Raw genomic sequence first — 24,334 nt, 5'->3', positions numbered from 1 at the left:
AGAAGATGTGCTACCTTGTGCATTGGTCGTAGCTGTACTTTCGCCTGATCGAGTGTTCGATGCCCGCGGAGTCACTCAGCGGGCGTTTTTCTTTTGGGAGTAAAGAATGGCGTCGACCCGGGCTCGCACAGTGCGGGTCCGCAGGTATACACCAGGAGTGCAGTATGGCGCAGGGCACCGTCAAGTGGTTCAACGGTGAGAAGGGCTTCGGCTTCATCTCTCAGGATGAGGGCGGCCCCGACGTGTTCGTCCACTTCAGTGCCATCCAGGGTTCCGGCTACCGGAACCTGGAGGAGGCCCAGCGGGTGGAGTTCGACATCACCCAGGGTCCGAAGGGCCCGCAGGCTGAGAACGTCCGCGGTCTCTAAGACGATCGAGGCCTCGGCCTCCTCGGCTTAACCCAAAAGAACGTCGCGAAGCCCCCGCAGTGATCCGTCACTGCGGGGGCTTTGTCGTTCCCTGAGCGGTCGTTCGCTGAGCGGTCGTTCCCCGCGGTCGTGCCCGTCTCAGGTCCTGAACGGGCCCGTCACGCAGTAGGTGATCCCCCCGCTGGACGACCCCGACGTCCCGCGCTGCGAGGAGAAGTAGAGCCGGTTCCCCGCCGGGCTGAAGGCGGGCCCGGTGATCTCCGACGAGCTCTGCCCGGTGATCCGCAGGAACACCGAGATCTTGTCGTCCGGAGTGATCATGCAGATCTCCATGTTGCCCCCGTCCTCGGCGACGTAGAGGTCCCCGGAACTCGACCCGGTGATGTTGTCGACGCCCGTCAGGGGGGCGGGCCCGGGGCTGACCAGGCCGTCGTCGTAGGCCAGCTCGAACGTGCTCGTGAGCAGGTTGAACTGCCACACCCGGTTGTCGCCCTTGGTCGTGATCCAGACGGTGTCGTTCTGGTTGTGGCAGCCCTCGCCGCCGTTGAAGGACTTCGAGCCGGACACCTGGCTGCGGGTCGCGGTGGGGGAGCCGTCGGGGTCCGGGACGTTCGCCCAGCTGAAGGACCCCGACGTGCCCGACCCGGCGACCAGGACCTGGAGCGTCCCGGCCGACAGGTTCCCCCACGTGGTGGGGACGAAGCGGTAGAACCGGCCGTTCGTCTCGTCCTCGGTCAGGTAGACGACCTGGCGGACCGGATCGGCCGCGGCCGCCTCGTGCTTGAACCGCCCCATCGCCGGACGCGCGACGGCCGTCCCGCCGAACGGGTAGGTCTCCCACACGCGGCCCGTGCTCGTCTCCTCGCAGGACAGCCAGGTGTTCCACGGCGTCTTGCCGCCCGCGCAGTTCGAGCTGGTCCCCGACAGGATCCGGGACGCCGCGGTGACCGTCCCGGCGGAGTTGAACCTCAGCATCGACGCCCCGCCGCCGGACCCGGAGATCTCGGAGTTGGAGACGTAGATCCAGCCGGTGCCGTCGGCGTAGCAGGCCCCGCCGTCCGGGGCGCCGTGCCAGGTGTAGGACGTCCCGGGCACCACCTGGCTCGAGCGGGCGACGACCTGGCTGGTGAATCCGGACGGCAGCTGGAGGCCGTTGGCGTCGGCGCCCAGCAGCGCCCCGTAGGGGCTCACGGCGTTCTGGGCGGGCGCGGCGTGGGCACCCTGCCACCAGCTGGCGGAGAAGGCGGTGGTTCCCGCGGTGAGCGCGCTCATGCGCAGGAAGTTCCGGCGTTCCATCGGGAGGGGGTCTCCTTCGGTTCGGGGGCGGTACGCCTCCTACCTCTCCACCGATGGGACCCGGCAGGCCGACTCCGGGCCAACAGCGGGTGACGGGTGGGTTGCCGGGTGCTTCCACCCGGGACCCACCCGCCGGGGCCGCCTCAGGTCCGGTCGGCGAACCGGTCGGTGGCCGTGATCAGCCGGTGCAGGATGCCGGGCTCGTCGAAGGCGTGGCCGGCGTCGTCGACGATGTGGAACTCGGCCTCGGGCCAGGCGCGGTGCAGGTCCCAGGCCGTCGCGGCCGGGGTGCAGACGTCGTAGCGGCCCTGGACGATCACCGTCGGGATGTGCCGGATCCGGTCGATGTTGTCGAGGATCCACTCCTCGGAGGAGAAGAAGCCGCCGTGCAGGAAGTAGTGGTTCTCGATCCGCGCGAAGGCCACCGCGTAGTCGGGTTCGGCGAAGTGGTCCACCAGGCCCTTGTTCGGCAGCAGGGTGATCGTCGAGCCCTCCCAGGTCGCCCACGCCTGCGCGGCCGGCAGCCGGACGGCCGGATCGGGATCGTTGAGGCGCCCGGCGAAGGCGGCGATCAGCTCCTCCCGCTCGTCCTCGGGGATCGGCGCGACGTAGTTCTCCCACAGGTCGGGGAACATCAGCGAGGCGCCGCCCTCGTAGAACCAGGCCAGCTCGAACGGCCGGAGCATGAAGATGCCCCGGACGACCAGCTCCGAGGTCCGCTCCGGATGGGTGATCGCGTACGCGAGGGCCAGGCAGCTGCCCCAGGAGCCGCCGTAGACCTGCCACGCGCCGATCCCGAGGAGCTCCCGGAGCCGCTCCATGTCGGCGATCAGGTTCCAGGTGGTGTTCTCCTCGAGGGAGACGTCCGGATCGGAGGCGTGGGGCAGGCTCCGGCCGCAGTTACGCTGGTCGAACAGCACGATCCGGTAGGCGGAGGGATCGAACTGCCTGCGGTGATCCGGGCCACATCCGGCCCCCGGTCCGCCGTGTACCATCACGACGGGCTTTCCTTCCGGATTGCCGCAGACCTCCCAGTAGATCTGGTTGCCGTCACCCACCTCGAGCAGGCCGGATTCGTAGGGTTCGATCGGCGGATACAGACTGCGTAGCTCCATGTTCTGACATTCTGTCAGCACCGGAGAGCAGCGAGATACCGAGATCGCCTTGTGGGACGGGGGAGACATACCCCCATGTCGGCAATAGAGTTTTCCCATAACGACGTCGTGATTAACCCATCTGGAGTCCTTACCGTGAGTGACCTCAACGGATCAGGCGGCCAGCGCACCGCATCAACCGGTGGCTTGTCTTGGTCGCCTTCGCCCGCCCAGTCGCCCCGGGAGCTCCTCAACAACCACGCCCAGAACAACCACGCCCAGCAGCCCGTCCAGGGGGGCGGCGGCCAGACGCCGCCCGACGGGCGCACGCTGCCGGGCTGGGACCTGGTCGAGAAGCTCAAGCAGATGGCCGAGCTGCTCGGCGAGGCGCTGTCGGTGGGCGAGCGGCGCATCAGCGACGTCCAGAGCGAGGCCGCCCAGCAGCTCGCCAACGTCCAGGCCGACAAGGAGAAGTCCCAGCGGGACGCCGCCACCGCCTGGACCGAGGTCAACAGGTCCCGTTCCCGCGCGGAGACCGCCGAGCGCCGGGTCGCGGAGACCGAGCAGGCCATGCGCCAGCTCGTCACCCAGCACGACACGATGCAGAACGCCCGCGACGACGCCCTGCGCTCGGTCGAGGACGCCAACGGCCAGCGCCGCCAGGCCGAGGAGCGGATCGCCGAGCTGGCCCGCACCGTCGACGCCGTCCGCACCGAGCTGAACTCCGTCCGCGCGGCCCTCACCGACGCCGAGAACACCTCCCAGGCGCTCCAGGTCGCCGCCGGCAACGCCGCCAAGGAGGCCGAGGACGCCCGCCGTCAGGCAGACGACGCCTCCCGCCGCGCCTCCGACGCCTCCCGCCAGGCCGACGACTCCCGCCGCCGCGCCGACCAGGCCGACGGCGAGCGCCAGCAGGCCCTGGAAGCCGCTCAGGCGGCCATGGACCAGGCGAAGGTCGCCGAGCTGGCCCGCGAGAGCGCCGCCCAGGACAAGGCCCGTGCGGAGTCCGAGGCGACCCTGGCGCGCTCCCGCACCGAGCAGCTGACCCGGGAGCGCGACGGGGCGATGGCCGCCGTCCGCCAGATCGCCGGTGAGCGCGACGCCGCCCTGGAGAAGGTCAAGGAGCGCGACGCCTGGGTCGACCAGCTCGCCGAGGCCGTCACCGAGCAGCGCGCCCAGCTCGGCGCCCTCTCCCACGAGCGCGACGCCGCCCGCGACGCCGCGGAGCAGGCCCGCAACCTCATAGACGAACTCACCCGCCAGCTCCGTGTGATCATGCCGTCGTCCCCGCTGCACAACCACGCCGCCCTCTCCGAGGCGGGCATGAACGGCGTCACCCTCAACGACCGCAACGGCTTCCCGGGCTAGGAATTCCCCCGTGGCGGGGGGTAGAACAACCGTTTGACCTGCGCGGACGGAGCCCCCGGACGCGAAACGTCCGAGGTCGCTGATAGGCTGGGATCCCGTGGACAGGGCGGTTACAGCCGCCGTTGCACGACCACGGGAGACCTCACTTGCCATCGGCAAACACAGCTCGCACCACCAAGCACCTCTTCGTCACCGGCGGTGTCGCCTCCAGCCTCGGCAAGGGACTGACGGCCTCCAGCCTGGGACGCCTGCTCACACTGCGTGGGCTCAGGGTCACGATGCAGAAGCTCGACCCTTACCTGAACGTCGATCCCGGCACGATGAACCCGTTCCAGCACGGTGAGGTGTTCGTCACCAACGACGGCGCGGAGACCGATCTGGACATCGGTCATTACGAGCGGTTCCTCGACACCGACCTGCACGGCAGTGCGAACGTCACGACCGGTCAGGTCTACTCGAACGTGATCGCCAAGGAGCGGCGCGGTGAGTACCTGGGTGACACCGTCCAGGTCATCCCGCACATCACGAACGAGATCAAGGACCGCATCCGCGGCATGGCGGGCCCCGACGTCGACGTCGTGATCACCGAGGTCGGCGGAACGGTCGGCGACATCGAGTCGCTGCCGTTCCTGGAGTCGGTCCGCCAGATCCGCCACGAGGTCGGCCGCGACAACGTCTTCTTCCTGCACGTGTCGCTGCTGCCCTACATCGGCCCGTCCGGTGAGCTGAAGACCAAGCCGACCCAGCACTCGGTCGCCGCCCTGCGCAGCATCGGCATCCAGCCGGACGCCATCGTCCTGCGCTCGGACCGCCCGGTCTCGCAGTCGATCAAGCACAAGATCAGCCTGATGTGCGACGTGGACCGCGAGGCCGTCGTGTCCTGCGTCGACGCGCCCAGCATCTACGACATCCCCAAGGTCCTGCACTCCGAGGGCCTGGACGCCTACGTGGTCCGCCGCCTGGGCCTGCCCTTCCGCGACGTGGACTGGGGCGAGTGGGACACCCTGCTGCGCCGCGTCCACCAGCCGGCGGCCGAGGTCAGCATCGCCCTGGTCGGCAAGTACATCGACCTTCCGGACGCCTACCTGTCGGTGACCGAGGCCCTGCGGCACGGCGGCTTCGGCAACGACGCCAAGGTCAAGATCAAATGGGTCAAGTCCGACGACTGCCAGACCCCCGAGGGCGCCGGCGCCCACCTGGGCGACGTCGACGGCATCCTGATCCCGGGCGGCTTCGGCGTGCGCGGCATCGAGGGAAAGCTCGGCGCCATCCGGTACGCCAGGGAGAACCGGATCCCGACCCTGGGCATCTGCCTCGGCCTCCAGTGCATGGTCATCGAGGCGGCGCGCAACCTCGCCGGGATCCCCGACGCGGGCAGCACCGAGTTCGACGAGAAGACCGAGCACCCGGTGATCTCGACCATGGCCGACCAGCTCGACGTGGTCTCCGGCGAGCGCGACCTGGGCGGCACCATGCGCCTCGGCATGTACCCGGCCGATCTCGCCGAGGGCTCCATCGTGCGCGAGCTCTATGGCGCGGCGAAGGTCGAGGAGCGTCACCGGCACCGCTTCGAGGTGAACAACTCCTACCGCGAGGACATCGAGAAGACCGGCCTGGTGTTCTCCGGCCTCTCGCCCGACGGGCGCCTGGTCGAGTACGTCGAGCTGCCGCGCGACGTCCACCCGTTCTTCGTCGCGACCCAGGCCCACCCGGAGTTCCGTTCGCGGCCGACCCGCGCGCACCCGCTTTTCGCGGGATTGATCGCCGCGGCGCTGAAGCGTCGGGGATAATCTCAGTATGGAGATAACTGACGTTCCCGAGTCGTGGCAGGTCGTCGGCACACGGCAGCATTTCAAGGGGCGGATCGTCACGGTCGGCTCCGATGACGTGCTGATGCCGAAGGGCGACGGGCTCGAGGCCGTCAACCGGGAGTACATCGGGCATCCCGGCGCCGTGGGCGCCATCGCCCTGGACGACGCGGGCAGGGTCCTGCTGATCAGGCAGTACCGGCATCCGGTGAAGCACCTCCTGTGGGAGGTGCCCGCCGGGCTCCGGGACGTCGCGGGGGAGCCCCTGTGGCGCACGGCCGAGCGCGAGCTGCTCGAGGAGGCCGGGTACCGGGCCGCCACCTGGCACACGCTGGCCGACACCTTCCAGTCGCCCGGCATCAGCGACGAGCGGGTGCGGGTCTTCCTCGCCCGTGACCTCGAGGCCGTCCCCGAGGAGGAGATCGACTTCGAGCGCCAGCACGAGGAGGCCGACATGCCCCTCGCGTGGGTCCCGCTGGAGGAGGCCGTCGCGAAGGTCCTTTCCGGTGACGTCCACAACGCGCTGGCGGTGACCGCGATCCTCGCCGTGTCCGCAGCTCAGGGCACCGGATTCAAACACCTGCGCGACAAGGACGCGCCCGAGGCCTGATTTCCGGCATGATGGGCCGCGTCATGAGCGCGACCACCATTCCGGCGGGGCTGGAAGCAGCCGTCCGTGCCTACCTCGGGCATCTGGCGGTAGAACGCGGCCTCGCGGCGAACACGCTCAGCTCCTACCGGCGCGATCTGGTGCGGTACCTGGAGTTCCTGGCGGGACGCGGCCTCGGTGACCTGGGCGACGTCCGGGAGCCGGACGTCGCGGAGTTCCTGGCCGTCCTGCGCGAGGGCGGCGGCGACCGGCCGCCGCTCTCGGCCGGCTCCGCGGCCCGCGCCGTGGTCGCCGTGCGGGGCCTGCACCGTTTCGCCGTCCGCGAGGGCATCGCACCGCTCGACCCCTCGCGCGAGGTCAAGCCGCCCGCCCCGCCCCGCCGCCTGCCCAAGGCGATCTCCCTGGCGGACGTGGAGCGCCTCCTGGACGCCTCCGGGGACGACTCGGCCCGCGGCATGCGCGACCGGGCCCTGCTGGAGCTGCTGTACGGCTGCGGCGCGCGCATCTCCGAAGCGGTCGGCCTCGACCTGGACGACGTCGACCTCGACGGCGGCTTCGTCCGGGTCTCCGGCAAGGGCAGCAAGGTCAGGGTCGTGCCGATCGGCGGATTCGCCGGCCGCGCCCTGGACGCCTACCTGGTGCGGGCGCGGCCCGAACTGGTCAGGGCCGGGCGCGGCGTGCCCGCCCTGTTCCTGAACGCCCGCGGCGGGCGGCTGTCGCGCCAGGGCGCCTGGATGGTCCTGGGCGCGGCGGCGGAGAAGGCCCGCCTCACCGACGTCTCCCCGCACACCCTGCGGCACTCCTTCGCGACGCACCTGCTGGAGCGGGGTGCGGACGTCAGGGTGGTGCAGGAGCTGCTCGGGCACGCCTCGGTGACGACGACCCAGGTCTACACGCTCGTGACGGTCCAGTTGCTGCGCGAGGTCTACGCGACGGCGCATCCGCGGGCGAACGGATGAGACGAGCCGGAAGAGATGAGCGGATGGAAGGCCTACGGCGCGTTGTGTTGCCGCTTCGTGCCCGTGCGTCCTAGAGTCCCTCATCAGGCGGTGCTTCCAGGCCGTCGGGGAGGTTCGAACTGATGCCAGACGCAGGTGCGGAGAGCGTGCTCTCGGCCGCGATCGCGACGGATCCGAGCAAGTCGCTCGGCCCGACCAGGCGACCCGTTCCCCATTTCCCGGACCCGGAGCCGCTCCTCGAGCACGGCCCTGCCCGGATTGTGGCGATTTGTAATCAGAAGGGCGGGGTCGGTAAGACCACGACCACCATCAACCTGGGTGCGGCCCTCGCCGAGCAGGGCCGCAAGGTGCTGCTGGTCGACTTCGACCCCCAGGGCGCGCTGTCGGTCGGCCTCGGCCAGGGCGACCCGCGCCAGCTGGACGTCACCGTCCACAACATGCTGCTGGAGAACGACACCGACTGGGAGGACATCCTCCTGGAGACCTCGGTCGAAGGCATGGACCTGCTCCCCAGCAACATCGACCTCTCCGGCGCCGAGGTGCAGCTCGTCCACGAGGTGGGCCGCGAGTACATCCTCGCCGGCAAGCTCAAGGGCGCGATCGAGTACTACGACTACATCATGATCGACTGCCAGCCGTCCCTCGGCCTGCTGACGATCAACGCGCTGGCCGCGGCCCAGGGGGTCCTGGTCCCGCTGGAGTGCGAGTACTTCGCGATGCGCGGTGTCGCCCTGCTGATGGAGACCATCGAGAAGGTCCAGCAGCGGATCAACCCCACGCTGGTCATCGACGGCTTCCTCGGCACCATGTACGACTCGCGCACCCTGCACACCCGCGAGGTGCTCCAGCGGATCGTCCAGGCGTTCGGCGACAAGGTCTTCCACACCGTGATCAACCGTACGGTCCGGTTCCCCGACGCGACCGTCATGGGCGAGCCGATCACGACCTTCGACCCGTCCTCGATGGGTGCCAACCACTACCGCGAGCTGGCCAAGGAAGTCATCCAGCGCTGGCAGCTCCTCGCGTAAATGGGCGTCTCCACTACGGTGGGAGGCGTGACCGAGACAGAGCAGCAGGAGGGCGAGCCGCAGGGCTTCCAGGTCCACCTGGACGCCTTCGAAGGCCCGTTCGACCTGCTCCTCGGCCTGATCGCCAAGCACAAGCTGGACATCACCGAGGTGAGCCTGCACAAGGTCACCGACGACTTCATCGCCTTCATCCGCGCCCAGGGCCCCGAGTGGGACCTCGACCAGGCGTCGAACTTCCTGCTGATCGCGGCGACCCTGCTGGACCTCAAGGCCGCCCGGCTGCTGCCGTCCGGCGAGGTGGACGACGAGGACGACCTCGCCCTGCTGGAGGCCCGCGACCTGCTGTTCGCCCGGCTCCTCCAGTACCGGGCCTACAAGGAGGTCTCCAAGTACTTCTCCGGCCTCATGGCGGGGGAGGCCCACCGGTACCCGCGCATGGTGCCCATGGAGCCGAAGTTCGCCAATCTCCTGCCCGAGGTGCTCCTGGGGCTGGGGCCCGAGCAGTTCGCCCAGCTCGCGTCGCGTGTCTTCCAGCCGAAGCCCGCCCCGCCGGGAGTTTCGGTCGAGCACATGTACACGCCTTTGGCCTCGATCGAGGAGCAGGGCGCTATCCTCGTAGAGAGGTTGCGGCACCTGCGGAAAGCCACTTTCCGGGCGCTCACCTCCGACTGCGCGGGCACGTATGAGATCGTCGCCCGGTTCCTGGCCCTTCTGACGCTCTACCGCGAGCAGGCCGTGTCCTTCGACCAGATCGAACCTCTGGGCGAACTGCACGTGGCCTGGACCGGCACCGAAGAGGGCGACGTCAGGATCGCGGACGAGTTCGAGGGCACCCCGCCGCCACCCGAAGAGGAACAGATCTCCAGTGACTGACGACATGCCGCCGATCAAGGCCGCCCTCGAGGCGATCCTGCTCGTGGTGGACGAGCCGGTCGCCGAGATCACCCTGGCGCAGCTGCTCGAGCACCCCACCGCCGAGGTCCACGCCGCCCTGCGGGAACTGGCCGCGGAATACCGTGACCAGGGCCGGGGGTTCGAACTGAGGGAGATCGCGGGAGGCTGGCGCTACTACACGGCCGAGCACTGCGCGCCCGTCGTCGAACGGTTCGTCACCGACGGGCAGCAGACCCGGCTGACCCAGGCCGCCCTGGAGACGCTCTCGGTGATCGCCTACCGGCAGCCCGTGTCCCGGGCGCGGGTGTCGGCGATCCGCGGCGTCAACAGCGACGGCGTCATGCGCACGCTGACCCTGCGCGGCCTGATCCAGGAGGCCGGACAGGACCCGGAATCCCAGGCCACGCTGTACCGCACCACCGGCTACTTCCTGGAGAGGCTGGGGCTGAACTCGCTGGACGAGCTGCCCGAACTGGCCCCCTACCTGCCGGACGAGATCTCGGACATTGAGGAAATTCACGGATGACCACGCAAGAAGAGCAGGGCGTACGGCTGCAGAAGGTGCTGGCCGATGCCGGGATCGGCTCCCGGCGCGCCTGCGAGCAGATCATCGCGGCCGGGCGGGTCAAGGTGAACGGCAGGACCGTCAGCTGGTTCGGTGAGCGGGTCGACCCGAAGGCCGACGAGATCTCCGTCGACGGCCGCAAGGTCGAGACCTGGCAGGACCTCAAGTACTACGCGCTGAACAAGCCGCTGAACGTCGAGTCCACGATGGCCAAGGGCTCCGGCACCCGGACCCTGATCGAGTTCGTCGAGGACCTGACGGTCCGGGTATTCCACGTCGGCCGCCTCGACACCGACACCGAGGGCCTGATCCTCCTCACCAACGACGGTGAGCTGGCCCACCGGCTCACCCACCCCTCGTTCGGCGTCACCAAGACCTACCTGGCCAACGTCCCGGGCCCGATCCCGCGCGACTTCGGCAAGCGGCTGCGCGGCGTCGTCCTCGAGGACGGCCCCGTGAAGATCGACAACTTCAAGCTGATCGACCAGGAGGGCCGCAGGGCCCTGGTCGAGGTCACCCTGCACGAGGGCCGCAAGCACATCGTGCGCCGGCTGCTCAAGGACGCGGGCTTCCCGGTCCGCTCGCTGGTCAGGACCGCTTTCGGCCCGATCCAGCTCGGCCGTCTCAAGTCGGGCAGCAGCCGCGGCCTGACCGAGAAGGAGGTCGCTGAGCTCTACAAGGCCGTCGGCCTGTAGTTTTCCCTTTCGCGATCATTGGACGATTTCTGGAGGTAGGGGACGTGGCTGTGCGCGCACTTCGGGGGGCCACCCAGGTCGAGGCCGACGACCGGGACGAGATCCTGGCGGCGACCGCCGAACTGATCACGGAGGTGATGCGGCGCAACTCGCTCACCACCGACGACGTGATCAGCGTGATCTTCACGGCGACCCCCGACCTCACCTCCGAGTTCCCGGCGCTGGCGGCCCGCAAGCTCGGCTTCAGCGAGGTTCCGCTGATCTGCGCCTGCGAGCTGGACGTCCCGCACGCCCTGCCCCGGGTGATCCGCCTCATGGCCCACATCGAGACCGACCGGCCGCGCTCGGAGATGAACCACGTCTACCTGCGCGGCGCCACGGCACTCCGGCTCGACATCGCGCAGTAAAGACCCCCGATAAGGTTCTCCACTATGAAGATCCAGCGTGTGGTGGTGGTCGGGACCGGCCTCATCGGCACCTCGGTCGCCCTCGCCGTGCGCGAGAAGGGGGCGGAGGTGTTCCTTTCGGACCGGGACCCCGCCTCCCTCGCGATGGCCGTCGAGCTCGGCGCGGGGACGCCCCTGCCGCGGCGGCTGGACCGGCCCGCCGACCTCGCGGTGATCGCCGTTCCGCCCGCCGCGGTCGCCGCGGCGCTCAAGGACCTGCAGAAGCGCGGCGTCGCCCGGTTCTACACCGACGTGGCCAGCGTGAAGGCCAGGCCCGTCCTGGACGCCCTCAAGCTCGGCTGCGACCTGGCCACCTACGTTCCCGGCCACCCCCTGGCCGGCCGGGAGCGCTCGGGCCCCGCCGCCGCCCGCGGCGACCTGTTCCTGGGCCGTCCCTGGGCCCTGTGCCCGACGGAGGCGGCCTCGGGCGCCGCCATCGAGGCCGTCACCGCGCTGGCCGAGGCCTGCGGAGCCGAGATCCTCACCGTGGACCCGGTCGAGCACGACCGCGCCGTCGCGCTCGTCTCGCACGGCCCGCACGTGGTCTCCGCCGCCATGGCCGCCCGGCTCGGTGACGGCACCGAGACCGCGCTGGGCCTGGCCGGGCAGGGGGTGCGGGACGTCACCCGGATCGCCGCGAGCGACCCGGACCTGTGGATCGGCATCCTGACCGCCAACGCCGAGCCCGTCGCCGCGGTCCTCGACGCCGTCGCGGGTGATCTCGCCCTCGCCGCCGCCATGCTCCGCGCCGCCCACGGGGCCGACGCGGACGTCGCCGAGGTGATCATGCAGAAGGTCGGCGACCTGCTGAGCCGGGGCAACCAGGGCGTCGCCCGGATCCCCGGCAAGCACGGCGGCGGCCCCTCGCACTACGCCATCGTCTCGGTGCTGGTCCCCGACTCACCCGGCGAGCTGTCCCGGCTGTTCCACGCCGTGGGCGAGGCCGGGGTCAACATCGAGGACCTCTCGATCGAGCACTCGCCCGGCCTGCCTCTCGGTGTGGCCGAGCTGTCCGTCAAGCCCGAGGCCGCCGAGGCCCTGGCCGCAGAACTACGCGACCGGGGCTGGTCCGTCCCGGTGAGGAGCGAATCTTGATCATCGCCATGGACGGCCCCTCCGGGTCGGGCAAATCCAGCGCGGCCAAGGGCGTCGCCCGGACTCTCGGGTACCGTTATCTGGACACCGGCGCCATGTACCGGGCCTTCACCTGGTGGATGCTCGAACGGGGCGTCGATGTCGAGGACGCTGCGGCAGTGGCGTCGCGGGCCGGCCAGGTGATCGTCGAGATCTCCACCGACCCCGACGCGCCGGGCATCAGGGTGGACGGCACCGACGTCTCGGAGCCGATCCGCACACGGGAGGTCACCGGGGCGGTCAGCGCCGTCAGCCGGGTGCCCGAGGTGCGGGCGCGTCTCCTCGTACTCCAGCGTGAGATCATGGAGGACGGGGGCATCGTGGCGGAGGGCCGGGACATCGGCACCGTCGTGGCGCCGGACGCTCCGCTCAAGGTCTTCCTCACCGCCAGCGAGGAGGCGAGGGCCCTGCGCCGCGCCAAGGAGATCGGCACCGTCTCGGTCGAGACGACGCTGGCCGACCAGGCACGACGGGACAGGCTGGACTCGACCCGCGCCACAGCGCCCATGACCAAGGCCGACGACGCCGTGGAGATCGACTCGAGCGAGCTGGGACTCGACGAGGTGATCGAGGCGATCGTGCGGCTCGCAAAGGAGCGCGGCATCTGACCACGGACGATTCACGTCCGCGGCGGCTGCCGGTACGCCCCACGGACAAAGGATCCATCCGTGACCGAAAGTGAATACCCCTCCAGCTTCGCGGAGCAGGAGGAGTTCGAGACCTACGACCCGGACGCGGTCGACTTCGACTCCCTCGAGTACCTCGAGGAGGACGAGGCCTTCGCGCCGGCGCCGAAGCTGCCCGTCGTGGCGGTCGTCGGCCGTCCCAACGTCGGCAAGTCGACGCTCGTCAACCGGATCATCGGCCGCCGCGAGGCCGTGGTCGAGGACGTCCCCGGCGTCACGCGCGACCGGGTGTCCTACATCGCCTCGTGGAACGGCCGGAACTTCACGGTCGTCGACACCGGCGGCTGGCTGCCGGACTCGCGCGGCCTGGCCGCCGCCATCGCCGAGCAGGCGCAGCTCGCGGTCGAGCTCGCCGACGTCGTGCTGTTCGTGGTCGACGCCACGGTCGGCATCACCGACGTCGACGAGGCCGTCGTGGAGATCCTCCGCCGGGCCAAGAAGCCCGTGGTCCTGGCCGCCAACAAGGTCGACGACCAGAAGGCCGAGCTCGAGGCCGCCGCGCTGTGGGGCCTCGGCATCGGTGAGCCGATGCCCGTCTCGGCCCTGCACGGCCGCACCTCCGGCGACCTGCTCGACCGGATCCTCGAGGCGATGCCGGAGGAGGCGCCGCGCGAGACCATCGGCGAGGCCCCCGGCGGGCCGCGCCGGGTCGCCCTGATGGGCCGCCCGAACGTCGGCAAGTCCAGCCTGCTGAACAAGCTGGCGGGGGAGAAGCGGGCCGTGGTCGACTCGGTCGCGGGCACCACCCGCGACCCGATCGACGAGATGATCGAGCTGGGCGGCAAGACCTGGCGCTTCATCGACACCGCGGGCATCCGCAAGCGCCACAAGGAGAACCAGGGCGCGGACTTCTACGCGATCCTGCGGACCCAGTCGGCGCTGGAGCGGGCCGAGGTGGCGGTGATCCTGGTGGACGCCAGCGATCCGCTCGCCGAGCAGGACATCCGGATCGTCAACAACGTGATCGAGGCGGGCCGCGCCGTCGTCCTGGCCTACAACAAGTGGGACCTGGTCGACGAGGAGCGCCGGTTCTACCTGGACCGCGAGATCGAGCGCCAGCTGGTCCTGGCCCGGTGGGCGCCGCGCGTCAACATCTCGGCGAAGACCGGCCGGCACATGGAGAAGCTCGTCCCGGCCATCGAGACGGCCCTGGAGAGCTGGGGGCACCGCGTGCCGACCGGCAAGCTCAACCAGTTCTTCACCGACCTGGTCTCCTCGCACCCGCACCCGATCCGGGGCGGCAAGCAGCCGCGCGTGCTGTTCGCCACCCAGGCGGCGACCCGCCCGCCGCGGTTCGTGCTGTTCACCAGCGGTTTCCTCGAGCCCGGCTACCGCCGGTTCATCGAGCGCCGCATCCGTGAGGAGTTCGGATTCGAGGGGTCGCCGATCTCGGTGACCATGAAGATCCGGGAGAAGCGCAAGGACCGGAACAAGCGCCGCTGATGACCTGCGGGGGAGCTCCGCGGAGCGTGTGCGCTTGACAGCCGGAAGTCTGGTAGTCTGGGTGTTCGACCGGCCTGGAGCGCATCGCTTCGGGCACGCAAGCGGAGGCCATCTCCCACCTGGCTGACCACCACGTACCGGATCCGTCCGGAACAGGGTCGGCGGGTCCGGTCGACACTCGGTTCGAGTGTCACTTCCCTGGCGGGCTCAGCCCGCCGGGGTGACCGATTTTGGCCTCGCATGCGCGTCATGCGGGGCTTTCCTGTTTTTCAGGGGCCGGGTAGGACAGGTCGAAGGATACGTAAGGCCCAGGGAGGTCCCATCAGCGCCGAACAGCGTTTCACCGAACCGCGCATCAACGACCGCATTCGCGTGCCGGAAGTCCGGCTGGTCGGGCCCAACGGCGAGCAGGTCGGCATCGTCCCGATCGCCAAGGCTCTCGACCTTGCCCGTGAGTCCGACCTCGACCTGGTCGAAGTCGCGCCCACCGCGCGGCCTCCCGTGGCCAAGCTCATGGACTACGGCAAGTTCAAGTACGAGTCCGCGATGAAGGCGCGTGAGGCGCGGCGCAACCAGGCGCACACGATCATCAAGGAGATCAAGCTCCGCCCGAAGATCGACCCGCACGACTACGAGACCAAGAAGGGTCACGTCGTCCGGTTCCTCAAGGGCGGGGACAAGGTCAAGGTGACGATCATGTTCCGTGGACGCGAGCAGTCCCGTCCGGAGCTGGGCTACCGGCTCCTGCAGCGGCTCGCGGCGGACGTCGACGACCTCGGTTTCGTCGAGTCGAACCCGAAGCAGGACGGCCGGAACATGATCATGGTGATCGGGCCGCACAAGAAGAAGGCCGAGGCCAAGGCCGAACAGGCCGAGGCGCGCGCCGCCCGCGGCCGTGGTGCCGACGGCGACGAGCTGCCCGCCGAGGACGAACTTCCGGCCGGCGATCTTCCCTCCGCGGAAGCCGCCGCCGAGGAGCCGCAGGCCGAAAAGCCCGCGGCCGAGTGAGACCCGCCTGAACCCCGGGTCCCGCTCGCAGAGCAGAACCCGGGGTTCAGAGATGTACGCACCTGTTACTGATCAAGGCGTGCATTCGCATGCACGTCCGATCAGTCACGCCTCCCGCACCCCGCGGGACTTAAAACGAGGGAGACGGCCACCATGCCGAAGACCAAGACCCACTCGGGCGCCAAGAAGCGCTTCAAGCTGACCGGCTCCGGCAAGCTGGTGCGCCGCAGGGCGAACAAGAACCACCTGCTCGAGCACAAGGCGTCCAAGCGCACCCGCCGCCTCGACGGCAACGCGCTCGTCTCGGCCGCCGACACCCCCAAGATCAAGAAGCTGCTGCGCAAGTAGCGCTCCGCTCCAGACTTTTCATATTTCGACCGGCTCACCCGCGTATCGGGTCGAGCCCCCACGAAGGAGAACACACGTGGCACGCGTGAAGCGGGCGGTCAACGCCGCCAAGAAGCGTCGGGTCGTCCTGGAGCGTGCGAGCGGCTACCGCGGCCAGCGGTCGCGCCTGTACCGCAAGGCCAAGGAGCAGCAGCTCCACTCCATGACGTACGCCTTCCGTGACCGGAAGGACCGCAAGGGCCAGTTCCGTCGCCTGTGGATCCAGCGCATCAACGCCGCGGTCCGGGCGAACGGCCTGACCTACAACCGTTTCATCCAGGGTCTGAAGATCGCCGAGATCGAGGTCGACCGCCGCATGCTCGCCGAGCTCGCGGTCAACGACGAGGCCGCCTTCGCCGCCCTCGTCCAGGTCGCCAAGTCGGCCCTCCCGGCCGAGGCCTAGGATCAGTCGCATGGCGAGTCTTGAGTTGACGTCGATCCGGTCACCACGGGTGAAATCGGCTCGCAGGCTCGCCAAACGCGCCTTCCGCCAGCAGGACCGGCGCTTTCTCGCCGAGGGTCCGCAGGCGGTCCGTGAGGCCCTGGCCCTGGATCAGGGCCTCGCGGAGCTGTACTTCACGGCGGAGGCCGGCACCCGGCACGCCGAGCTGATCGAGCAGGCCGAGGCCGCCGGGATCCCCGCGATGCGGGTGTCCGGCGAGGTCATGGCCGAGCTCGCGCAGACCGTCACCCCGCAGGGGCTGCTCGCGGTCTGCACCTTCCTGGACGTCACGCTGGACGCCGCGCTCTCCCGCGCTCCCAGGCTCGTGACGGTCCTCTCCCACGTGCGCGACCCGGGCAACGCCGGGACGGTCCTGCGCGCCTCCGACGCCGCCGGAGCCGACTCCGTCATCTTCACGGACGCCTCCGTCGACCCCTACAACGGCAAGTGCGTGCGCGCCTCCGCCGGCAGCCTCTTCCACCTCCCGGTGGTCATCGGGCCCCGCTACGACACGCTCATCCCCGCGCTGAAGGCGCGGGGCCTCACGGTCCTGGCCGCCGACGGCATCGGGAAGCACACCCTCGACGACCTGGCGGACGACGGAAGCCTCGCCCGCCCGACGGCCTGGGTCTTCGGCAACGAGGCCTGGGGCCTTCCCGAAGAGGTCAGGGCACTGGCCGACGAGGTCGTCCGGGTGCCGATCCACGGAAAGGCCGAAAGCCTGAACCTTGCGACCGCCGCGGCCGTGTGTCTCTATGCGTCGGCCCGCGCCCAGCGGGTCAAGTAGAGGTTTACCGCACTGTAAGAAGCGCGGGGTTGTCACCAGTTGATGACCGTCTCCGGACGTGCCGCGCCACCTTGGCCGCCTTCGGGTGCTGCCAAGATGACCATGAAGGCCCGTGTCACCCGCCTCCGGCGGGGCGGGCCGAGTCACCGTCGACGAGAGGGAGTACATGCTCCGCCGCACGAGGTCCGAGCCCATGCGCTCAGGGGCCGTCAGGTGCCACCAGGCACCCGAGGACCGCCAGCTGCGCGTCGAGCTCTCGGGCTTGCACGGTGAAACCGCAGTGGTGACCGTGGCCGGGGAGATCGATCTCCGGTCCGCACTGGTCCTCCGCGATCACTTGACCGCCGTCACCGAGGCGGGTTTCGGCTCGATCGTCATCGACTTCGAGTACGTCCTTTTCTGTGATGCCTCGGGTCTCAACGCCCTCGTGGCCCTGGCCAACAAGGTCCGTGCCCAAGGGGGCGGGGTCTGGCTCGCAGGGGTCCGCCCCGCACAGCGGCGGCTCTTCCAGATCACCGGCCTGGACCGGCGTTTCCCGCTCTGCGACCGGGTCGAGGACGCCGTCGCCCTGGCGCGGCTCAGGCCGTCGGGGATCTAGCGTCCCGCGGCCGTGTTCCGGCCGGTATCTCAGATGCCTGCCGAGAGTCTGAAATCCCTTGTCCGTAAGGGGTTTCGCGCTCCCAAGACCCCCCTTGTGAAGGCTAGGCTCTGAGGTGTCAGGGCTCTGGGGAGGAGACCGCGGTTGGGTGCGGAGAGGTCGATGACGGGCACGCCCGTGCCGTCGCCCCGCCCTGCCCTCGCGGATCCGGCCGCCGCCGACGAGCTCCCCGACGGGCTGCTCGTCGCCGACGAGCACGGCCGGATCGTGGTCTTCAACCGGATGGCCGAGAAGATCACCGGGATGGCCAGGGGGCAGGCGCTCGGCCGGCAGGCGCCGGTGGTGCTGCCGCTGACCGGAACCGACGGATCCGACTGGTGGAAGACCCTCGATCCCTATCGCGGGCTGAACACCAGGACCCGGCATCCCGAGCAGACCGTCCAGCTCGCCGACGGGCGCGAGGTGCTCGTCACGGCCGTCTACCGCAGGGACTCCCATCGGCGGGTGGAGCGGCTCAGCCTCGGCCTCCGGGACGCCGGCCAGCGGGCCAGGCTGGAGCGCCAGCGGGCCGACCTGGTCTCGACCGTCGCCCACGAGCTGCGCTCCCCGCTGACGAGCGTCAAGGGGTTCACGGCCACGCTGCTGGCCAAGTGGCACCGCTTCAACGACGACCAGAAGCTGGTCATGCTGGAGACCGTCAACGCCGACGCCGACCGGGTCACCCGGCTGATCACCGAGCTGCTGGACGTCTCGCGGATCGAGGCCGGGCGGCTGGAGATGCACCGCCAGGTCGTCGACCTCTCCGCCGCCGCCCGGAAGATCATCGCCGGCCGGGTCGCCGCGGGCGACGCCGCCACCCGCTTCCGCCTGGACGTCCGGGGCGGGCTCCCCGAACTGTGGCTCGATCCCGACAAGATCAGCCAGATCCTGGGCAACCTGGTGGAAAACGCCGTGCGGCACGGCGCTGGTACTGTCACCATCGTGGTGGAACCGGATACCGGGAAGGAGGGCGCCGTCGTGTCAGTGCGGGACGAGGGCGAAGGCATCCCTCCCGAGGCCGCCCAGCGGGTCTTCAGGCAGTTCTGGCGGCGTGATCGCCGCGCGGGCACAGGCCTGGGCCTCTACATCGTGAAGGGCCTCGTCGAGGCGCACGGCGGCACCATCGGCGTGCAGCGCGCCCCCGGCGGCGGCGCGGAGTTCCGATTTACCGTGCCCGCCGGGGCCCCCGACTTCGCCTGAGCGCGAACTTTCAGCAAACGGGACCGCGTGCGGGCTCTCCTCGTTCCAGCCCCGGTGGGGCGTCCCACTAAACTCGGCGGGTGATCCCGCTCAGGAGCCGTTGAACCCATGTCTGCACCCAACAAGTCGTACGACCCGGTGGAGGTCGCCGTGCTGAAGCCCGAGGAACTCGACCGGTTCCGGGACGAGGCCCTCGCCGCGATCACCGCGGCCGCCTCGCTCGACGAGCTGAAGGAGGTCCGGCTCGCCCACGCGGGGGACCGGTCGCCGCTGGCCCTCGCCAACCGCGAGATCGGGGCCCTGCCGCCGCACGCCAAGGCCGACGCCGGCAAGCGCATCGGCGCCGCCCGCGGCGCCGTCGGCCAGGCGCTGAAGGCCCGGCAGGAACGGCTCGAGGCCGAGCGCGACGAGCGCGTCCTGGTGGAGGAGACGGTCGACGTCACCCTGCCGTGGGACCGCGCCCCGCTCGGCGCCCGCCACCCGCTGACCACGATGGCCGAGCGGATGGCCGACGTGTTCGTCTCGATGGGCTTCGAGATCGCCGAGGGCCCCGAGATCGAGGCCGAGTGGTTCAACTTCGACGCCCTCAACTTCCCGCCCGACCACCCGGCGCGGGAGATGCAGGACACCTTCTTCGTGGAGTCCGAGGACTCCGGCATGGTGATGCGCACGCACACCTCGCCGGTCCAGGTCCGGGCGCTGCTCTCGCGTGAGCTGCCCGTCTACGTCGTCGCCCCCGGCAAGACCTTCAGGACCGACGAGCTGGACGCCACCCACAGCCCGGTCTTCCACCAGCTCGAGGGCCTGGCCATCGACGAGGGCCTGACGATGGCCGACCTCAAGGGCGCGATCGCGGCCTTCGTGAACGGCCTGTTCGGCGACCCGCTGCCCGTCCGGCTGCGCCCGTCGTACTTCCCCTTCACCGAGCCGTCGGCCGAGGTCGACATGCAGTGCTTCGTGTGCAGGGGCGCGTCCGTCGGCGATCCCGCCGCGCCGTGCCGCACCTGCTCGTCCGAGGGCTGGATCGAGATCGGCGGCTGCGGCATGGTCAACCCGCGGGTGCTCGTCGCCGCGGGCGTCGACCCGGAACGCTACAGCGGCTGGGCCTTCGGCCTCGGCGTCGAGCGGACCCTGATGTTCCGCCACGGTGTCGAGGACATGCACGACATGGTCGAGGGTGACGTCCGGTTCACCCTCCCGTTCGGGATGGAGATCTGATGCGGGCCCCGCTTTCGTGGCTGCGTGAGTACGCGGCGCTGCCCGCCGAGGTGACCGGCCGTGAGCTGGCCGCCAGGCTCATCGCGGCCGGCCTGGAGGTCGAGACGGTCGAGACGTCCGACATCACCGGCCCGATCGTCACCGGCAAGGTCCTCACCATCGAGGAGCTCACCGAGTTCAAGAAGCCGATCCGCTGGTGCACGGTCGACGTCGGCAACGCCGAGCCGCAGAACCTCATCTGCGGCGCCAGGAACTTCGCCGTCGGCGACACCGTCGTCGTGGTCATGCCCGGCGCGGTGCTGCCCGGCGGCTTCGCCGTGGGCGCCCGCAAGACCTACGGCAAGCTGTCCGAGGGCATGATCTGCTCGCTGCGCGAGCTCGGCGTCGGCGACGACCACGACGGCATCCTGATCCTCCCCGAGGAGACCGGGGTCGGCGTGGACGCCATCGAGCTGCTGGGCCTGCGCGACGACGTCCTCGACATCGCCGTCACCCCCGACCGCGGCTACGCGCTGTCGATCCGGGGCGTGGCCCGCGAGGCCGCCACCGCCTACGGCGTCGCCTTCACCGACCCCGCCGACGTGCCGCTCGACGGCGACGAGGGCGCGGGGGAGTCCTACCCGGCCTCCATCGGCGACCCGTCGGCCTGCGACCGGTTCGTGCTGCGCCGGGTGCGCGGCTTCGACCCCTCGCGCACGTCGCCGCTGTGGATGCAGGCCCGCCTGCACCGCGCGGGGATGCGCCCGGTGTCGCTGGCCGTCGACATCACCAACTACCTGATGCTCGAGCTCGGCCAGCCGCTGCACGCCTTCGACGCGGCCAAGCTGACCGGCCCGATCGTCGTGCGCAGGGCCGCGGCGGGGGAGAAGCTGGAGACGCTCGACCACGTCACCCGCACCCTCGACCCGAACGACGTGCTCATCACCGACGCCTCGGGCCCGATCTCGATGGCCGGGACCATGGGCGGGCTGAACACCGAGATCGACGACGCCTCGACCGACCTCGTGATCGAGGCCGCGCACTTCGAGGCGATCGGCGTCGCGAAGATGGTCCGGCGGCACAAGCTGCACTCCGAGGCGTCCTACCGGTTCGCCCGCGGCGTCGACCGCGAGCTGCCGCTGCGGGCGTCCCTGCGGGCGGCCCGGCTGCTGGCCGAGCTGGGCGGCGCGGAGATCGTCCCGGGGGTCACGCACGCCGAGGCGCCGGCCGAGACGGTGACGATCACGATCCCGGTCGCCCACCCCTCGCGGGTGTCGGGCGTGGAGTACCCGCGGGAGACGGTCGTCCACCGGCTGGAGCAGGTCGGCTGCACGGTCACCGGAACCGACCCGATCACGGTCGTCCCGGCGCCGTGGCGTCCGGACCTGACCGACCCGAACGACCTCGCCGAGGAGGTCATCCGGCTCGAGGGGTTCGACCGGATCCCCGAGCGGGCCCCGCGCCCGTCGGCGGGCCGCGGCCTGACCCCGGTCCAGCGGCTGCGCCGCAGGGTCGGCCGGATCCTCGCCGCGACGGGCCACACCGAGGTCCTCAGCTACCCGTTCGTGTCGGCGAAGGACTGGGACGCCCTCCAGCTCCCCGCCGACGACGCCCGCCGCACCGCCCTGCGGCTGGCGAACCCGCTGTCGGAGGACGAGCCGCTGCTGCGCACGACGCTGCTGCCGAACCTCTTCCGCACGGCCGTCCGCAACCTGGGCCGCGGCCAGGCCGATCTGGCGGTGTTCGAGCTCGGCACGGTCTTCCGGCCGGAGCCGAACGCGGGCAAGGTCCCGGCCTACGGCGTCGACGCGGCGCCCACGGCCGAGCAGCTCGCGGCGATCGAGGCAGCGCTCCCGCACCAGCCGGAGCGCGTCGCGGTCCTGCTGGCGGGCCGCGCCGAGCCGTCGGGCTGGTGGGGCGGGGGCCGGGCCCACGGCTGGCAGGACGCCGTCGAGGCCGCCCGGCTGATCGTCCGCGAGGCCGGAGCCGAGCTGCGCGTCGTCCAGGACCAGCACGCTCCCTGGCACCCCGGCAGGTGCGCCGCCCTCTACGTGGGCGGCACCCTGGTCGGTCACGCCGGTGAGCTGCACCCGCGCGTGGTGGCGGCCTACGGCCTGCCGGCCCGGGCGTGCGCGCTGGAGCTGGAGCTGTCCCGCCTGGACGCCTCGCACGTCCCGACCTCGTCCCATGTCTCGACCTACCCGGTGGCGACCCAGGACGTGGCTCTGATCGTCGCCGAGACGGTCCCGGCCGCCGAGGTCGAGTCGGCGCTCCGCGAGGGCGCGGGAGAGCTCCTGGAGTCGCTGCGGCTGTTCGACGTCTACACCGGGGACCAGGCGGGCGCGGGCAACAAGTCGCTCGCCTTCGCCCTGCGCTTCCGGGCGGCCGACCGCACCCTCAAGTCCGAGGAGGTCACGGCGGCGCGCGACGCCGCGGTGGCCGAGGCGGCGTCCCGCACGGGGGCGGCCCTGCGCGGCTGAACCGGCGCTCACGACAGGAGCCCGTCTCCCCTCGGGGAGGCGGGCTCCTTCCGTTGCGGGCGGGCCGTCAGCCGGAGGGCTTGAGGGCGTAGTCGTCGGCGGGATCGGTGCGGGTGAGCAGCCACGGGCCCTTGGTGAAGGCCTCGCCCTGGACGGTCTTGGCCCGGGTGGCGTTCACGTCGTAGATCAGGGACTTGGCCGAGGCGGCGCGGCTGGAGTAGACGATCAGGTCGTCGCCCGCGGTCAGGAAGGAGTGCCCGGAGCCGCCGGCGGCGGGAAGCCTCTTGCCGAGGGTGCGCCGGGCCCAGGTGGAGGTGTCGAAGACGGTGAGGGCGCTGCCGTGGGCGATGCTGAAGGTGCCCTTGCCCGCGGCGTACATCACGTCGTCGCCCGCCAGCAGGCCGGCCGGGACGTCATGGGTCTCCCCGGCGCCGGTCTCGACGTGCAGGCGGCTCAGCTCGCCGGTCGGGGCCCCGCCGGCGCCCGTCGCCAGGACGTAGGCGTAGGGGTAGGCGAAGCCCGCGGCGTAGCCCTCGGCGAGCTGCCGGGGGGCGGCGTCGCAGCCCTTGGCCGACCAGACGGTGCCGGCGTCGTCGGTCCACACGGCGTAGGCGCCGTCGGCGTGGTAGCCGTGGTCCTCGTCCAGGCCGCCGCCGAGCGAGATGGTCGTGCCGTCGCCGTCCTGGCACAGGACCTCGACGCCGGAGCCGGTCTCCTCCGCCCAGACGGTCAGGGCGTCGCCGCCGGAGGCCCCGGTGAGCCCCTCGGACCTGGTGACGGGGACGGGCGCGGCCAGCAGGTCGTTGAGGTCGGCGCGCCACAGGGTGCCGTCGCTGTCGGAGCCGGTGCGGCCCTCGCCGAGCACGGCGCCGTCGGAGGCCACGCCGAAGGCCGACAGGACCATCCCGCCGGGCAGGGTGCCGCCGGCGGTCCCGGCCTTGACGGGCGGCTTCGTGCGGGTCCTGGGCGGGTTCCCGGCCTTGCCGGTGCCCTCCTTCTCGTTCTCCGCGGTCGGGCGCTGGGCGGTCGCGGCCAGCGGGGCGGGTTCGGGGGAGTCGTGTCCGGGCTCGCCCGCGCCGCCCAGCAGGACGGGGGCGGCGACGACCGCGACGGCCACCAGGGACGCGCCCGCGGCCGACTGGAGGGCTCTGCGTCTGCGCCGCCGGGTCGTGACCGTGCGTCTCACGTCGCCGAGGATGCGATCGCGTGCTTCGGGGGAGGGGGCCGCTTCGTCGAGAGCGCGCAGCCTTCCGGCGACGAGCCGCTCAAGATCTTCCACGTCGGTCCTCCTGAAGAGCCGGTTCCTGGGGGAGCATGTTGGCGCGGAGCTTGGCCATCGCACGCGACGCCTGGCTCTTGACGGTGCCCTTGGAGCAGCCGAGCACCTGCGCCGTCTCCTCTTCGCTCAATTGTTCGAAATAGCGGAGGACGAGCACCGCCCGCATCCGCCGGGGAAGTGAGGCGAGGGCCGCGTCCAGCCCGTCCATCTCGGTGATCCGGCCGAGCTCGGGATCCTCCGCGGCGTTCTCGGGAACGTCCTCGACGAGGTGCTCGAGCTTGGGTCTGCGCCACTTGTTGGCCATGATGCGGGCCATCGTGGTGCGCACGTAGCCCTCCGGATCGTCCTTGCGCCTGACCCGGTTCCAGGCCACCCCCGTACGGGTCAGCGCCTCCTGGACCAGGTCTTCGGCGTCGTGCTGGTTGCCTGTGAGGACGTAGGCGTAGCGGTAGAGGGCGGTGAACCGGTTGGCCACGAACTCCTCGAACGGATCGTCCGACTCGCCGCGCCGCATTTACGTACC

25 protein-coding genes are annotated in these 24,334 nt (G+C 70.7%); 21 read left to right on the top strand and 4 right to left on the bottom strand.

Annotated features, from left to right (window positions below; translation table 11 throughout):
• Positions 1 to 164: 164 nt before the first annotated feature.
• Entirely contained in the window at positions 165 to 368 is a 204-nt protein-coding gene (locus ABD785_RS38455) for a cold-shock protein (RefSeq protein WP_344838978.1), read from the top strand.
• A gap of 138 nt (positions 369 to 506) precedes the next feature.
• On the opposite strand, the gene ABD785_RS38450 is transcribed toward ABD785_RS38455, so the two are convergent.
• Both ABD785_RS38450 and pip read right to left on the bottom strand, forming a co-directional pair.
• Complete coding sequence (locus ABD785_RS38450; protein WP_344838975.1) at positions 507 to 1,664, bottom strand: alkaline phosphatase PhoX; 1,158 nt, start codon at positions 1,662 to 1,664, stop codon at positions 507 to 509.
• Positions 1,665 to 1,807: 143 nt separating this feature from the next.
• On the bottom strand, positions 1,808 to 2,779 hold the full coding sequence (pip, locus tag ABD785_RS38445; protein ID WP_344838972.1) for a prolyl aminopeptidase: 972 nt from the start codon (positions 2,777 to 2,779) through the stop codon (positions 1,808 to 1,810).
• 186 nt (positions 2,780 to 2,965) lie between these two features.
• Between pip and ABD785_RS38440 the strand changes: the two genes are divergently transcribed.
• From ABD785_RS38440 to pheT, 20 genes are all read left to right on the top strand, one after another.
• Positions 2,966 to 4,126 (top strand): coiled-coil domain-containing protein, encoded by a 1,161-nt coding sequence (locus ABD785_RS38440; protein ID WP_344838969.1) that lies wholly within the window; start codon positions 2,966 to 2,968, stop codon positions 4,124 to 4,126.
• A 146-nt stretch (positions 4,127 to 4,272) separates the two neighbouring features.
• Positions 4,273 to 5,916: a CTP synthase gene (gene pyrG / locus ABD785_RS38435; RefSeq protein WP_344838965.1), complete on the top strand. Its 1,644-nt coding sequence runs from the start codon at positions 4,273 to 4,275 to the stop codon at positions 5,914 to 5,916.
• Positions 5,917 to 5,923: 7 nt separating this feature from the next.
• A complete protein-coding gene (locus tag ABD785_RS38430; RefSeq protein WP_344838962.1) occupies positions 5,924 to 6,544 on the top strand; it encodes an NUDIX domain-containing protein in 621 nt (206 codons plus the stop codon).
• A gap of 23 nt (positions 6,545 to 6,567) precedes the next feature.
• On the top strand, positions 6,568 to 7,503 hold the full coding sequence (locus ABD785_RS38425) for a site-specific tyrosine recombinase XerD (protein ID WP_344838959.1): 936 nt from the start codon (positions 6,568 to 6,570) through the stop codon (positions 7,501 to 7,503).
• Between the two features lie 122 nt (positions 7,504 to 7,625).
• Positions 7,626 to 8,531: a ParA family protein gene (locus ABD785_RS38420; RefSeq protein ID WP_344838957.1), complete on the top strand. Its 906-nt coding sequence runs from the start codon at positions 7,626 to 7,628 to the stop codon at positions 8,529 to 8,531.
• Positions 8,532 to 9,404: a segregation and condensation protein A gene (locus tag ABD785_RS38415; protein WP_425547869.1), complete on the top strand. Its 873-nt coding sequence runs from the start codon at positions 8,532 to 8,534 to the stop codon at positions 9,402 to 9,404. It abuts the gene before it with no gap.
• 4 nt (positions 9,405 to 9,408) lie between these two features.
• Positions 9,409 to 9,951 carry an SMC-Scp complex subunit ScpB gene (gene scpB / locus ABD785_RS38410; protein ID WP_344839002.1) on the top strand — a complete coding sequence of 181 codons (543 nt, stop codon included), beginning with the start codon at positions 9,409 to 9,411 and terminating at the stop codon, positions 9,949 to 9,951.
• On the top strand, positions 9,948 to 10,685 hold the full coding sequence (locus ABD785_RS38405) for a pseudouridine synthase (RefSeq protein ID WP_344838951.1): 738 nt from the start codon (positions 9,948 to 9,950) through the stop codon (positions 10,683 to 10,685). The genes scpB and ABD785_RS38405 overlap by 4 nt, the downstream gene beginning before the upstream one ends.
• Positions 10,686 to 10,729: 44 nt before the next feature.
• Positions 10,730 to 11,092, top strand: coding sequence for a chorismate mutase (gene aroH / locus ABD785_RS38400; RefSeq protein WP_344838948.1), 363 nt, complete (start codon positions 10,730 to 10,732; stop codon positions 11,090 to 11,092).
• Positions 11,093 to 11,116: 24 nt separating this feature from the next.
• Positions 11,117 to 12,226, top strand: coding sequence for a prephenate dehydrogenase (locus ABD785_RS38395; RefSeq protein WP_344838945.1), 1,110 nt, complete (start codon positions 11,117 to 11,119; stop codon positions 12,224 to 12,226).
• An 8-nt stretch (positions 12,227 to 12,234) separates the two neighbouring features.
• Positions 12,235 to 12,873 carry a (d)CMP kinase gene (cmk, locus tag ABD785_RS38390; protein ID WP_344839000.1) on the top strand — a complete coding sequence of 213 codons (639 nt, stop codon included), beginning with the start codon at positions 12,235 to 12,237 and terminating at the stop codon, positions 12,871 to 12,873.
• A gap of 60 nt (positions 12,874 to 12,933) precedes the next feature.
• A complete protein-coding gene (gene der, locus ABD785_RS38385; RefSeq protein ID WP_344838942.1) occupies positions 12,934 to 14,394 on the top strand; it encodes a ribosome biogenesis GTPase Der in 1,461 nt (486 codons plus the stop codon).
• A 297-nt stretch (positions 14,395 to 14,691) separates the two neighbouring features.
• Positions 14,692 to 15,402, top strand: a complete 711-nt coding sequence (infC, locus tag ABD785_RS38380; protein ID WP_344838998.1) for a translation initiation factor IF-3 — start codon at positions 14,692 to 14,694, stop codon at positions 15,400 to 15,402.
• 153 nt (positions 15,403 to 15,555) lie between these two features.
• Positions 15,556 to 15,750 carry a 50S ribosomal protein L35 gene (rpmI, locus tag ABD785_RS38375; protein ID WP_344838939.1) on the top strand — a complete coding sequence of 65 codons (195 nt, stop codon included), beginning with the start codon at positions 15,556 to 15,558 and terminating at the stop codon, positions 15,748 to 15,750.
• Positions 15,751 to 15,826: 76 nt separating this feature from the next.
• Positions 15,827 to 16,192: a 50S ribosomal protein L20 gene (gene rplT, locus ABD785_RS38370; RefSeq protein ID WP_344838936.1), complete on the top strand. Its 366-nt coding sequence runs from the start codon at positions 15,827 to 15,829 to the stop codon at positions 16,190 to 16,192.
• A 10-nt stretch (positions 16,193 to 16,202) separates the two neighbouring features.
• Entirely contained in the window at positions 16,203 to 17,018 is an 816-nt protein-coding gene (locus tag ABD785_RS38365; protein ID WP_344838934.1) for a TrmH family RNA methyltransferase, read from the top strand.
• 112 nt (positions 17,019 to 17,130) lie between these two features.
• The gene (locus ABD785_RS38360) at positions 17,131 to 17,616 is read left to right on the top strand and encodes an STAS domain-containing protein (protein ID WP_344838931.1); all 486 of its coding nucleotides are present in this window, start codon (positions 17,131 to 17,133) and stop codon (positions 17,614 to 17,616) included.
• A 162-nt stretch (positions 17,617 to 17,778) separates the two neighbouring features.
• Positions 17,779 to 18,855: a sensor histidine kinase gene (locus ABD785_RS38355; protein ID WP_344838928.1), complete on the top strand. Its 1,077-nt coding sequence runs from the start codon at positions 17,779 to 17,781 to the stop codon at positions 18,853 to 18,855.
• 108 nt (positions 18,856 to 18,963) lie between these two features.
• Positions 18,964 to 20,073 carry a phenylalanine--tRNA ligase subunit alpha gene (gene pheS, locus ABD785_RS38350; RefSeq protein ID WP_344838925.1) on the top strand — a complete coding sequence of 370 codons (1,110 nt, stop codon included), beginning with the start codon at positions 18,964 to 18,966 and terminating at the stop codon, positions 20,071 to 20,073.
• A complete protein-coding gene (pheT, locus tag ABD785_RS38345) occupies positions 20,073 to 22,532 on the top strand; it encodes a phenylalanine--tRNA ligase subunit beta (RefSeq protein WP_344838921.1) in 2,460 nt (819 codons plus the stop codon). The genes pheS and pheT overlap by 1 nt, the downstream gene beginning before the upstream one ends.
• A gap of 67 nt (positions 22,533 to 22,599) precedes the next feature.
• On the opposite strand, the gene ABD785_RS38340 is transcribed toward pheT, so the two are convergent.
• The gene (locus ABD785_RS38340) at positions 22,600 to 23,811 is read right to left on the bottom strand and encodes a hypothetical protein (RefSeq protein WP_344838919.1); all 1,212 of its coding nucleotides are present in this window, start codon (positions 23,809 to 23,811) and stop codon (positions 22,600 to 22,602) included.
• The gene (locus ABD785_RS38335; RefSeq protein WP_344838916.1) at positions 23,798 to 24,325 is read right to left on the bottom strand and encodes a SigE family RNA polymerase sigma factor; all 528 of its coding nucleotides are present in this window, start codon (positions 24,323 to 24,325) and stop codon (positions 23,798 to 23,800) included. The genes ABD785_RS38340 and ABD785_RS38335 overlap by 14 nt, the downstream gene beginning before the upstream one ends.
• Between the last annotated feature and the right edge of the window lie 9 nt (positions 24,326 to 24,334).

The organism is Actinocorallia longicatena (assembly GCF_039534125.1).
GTDB classification, from domain to species: Bacteria; Actinomycetota; Actinomycetes; order Streptosporangiales; family Streptosporangiaceae; genus Actinocorallia; species Actinocorallia longicatena.
The sequence above is the reverse complement of the archived record's forward strand: the minus strand, read 5'-3'. Positions and strand labels throughout refer to the sequence as shown.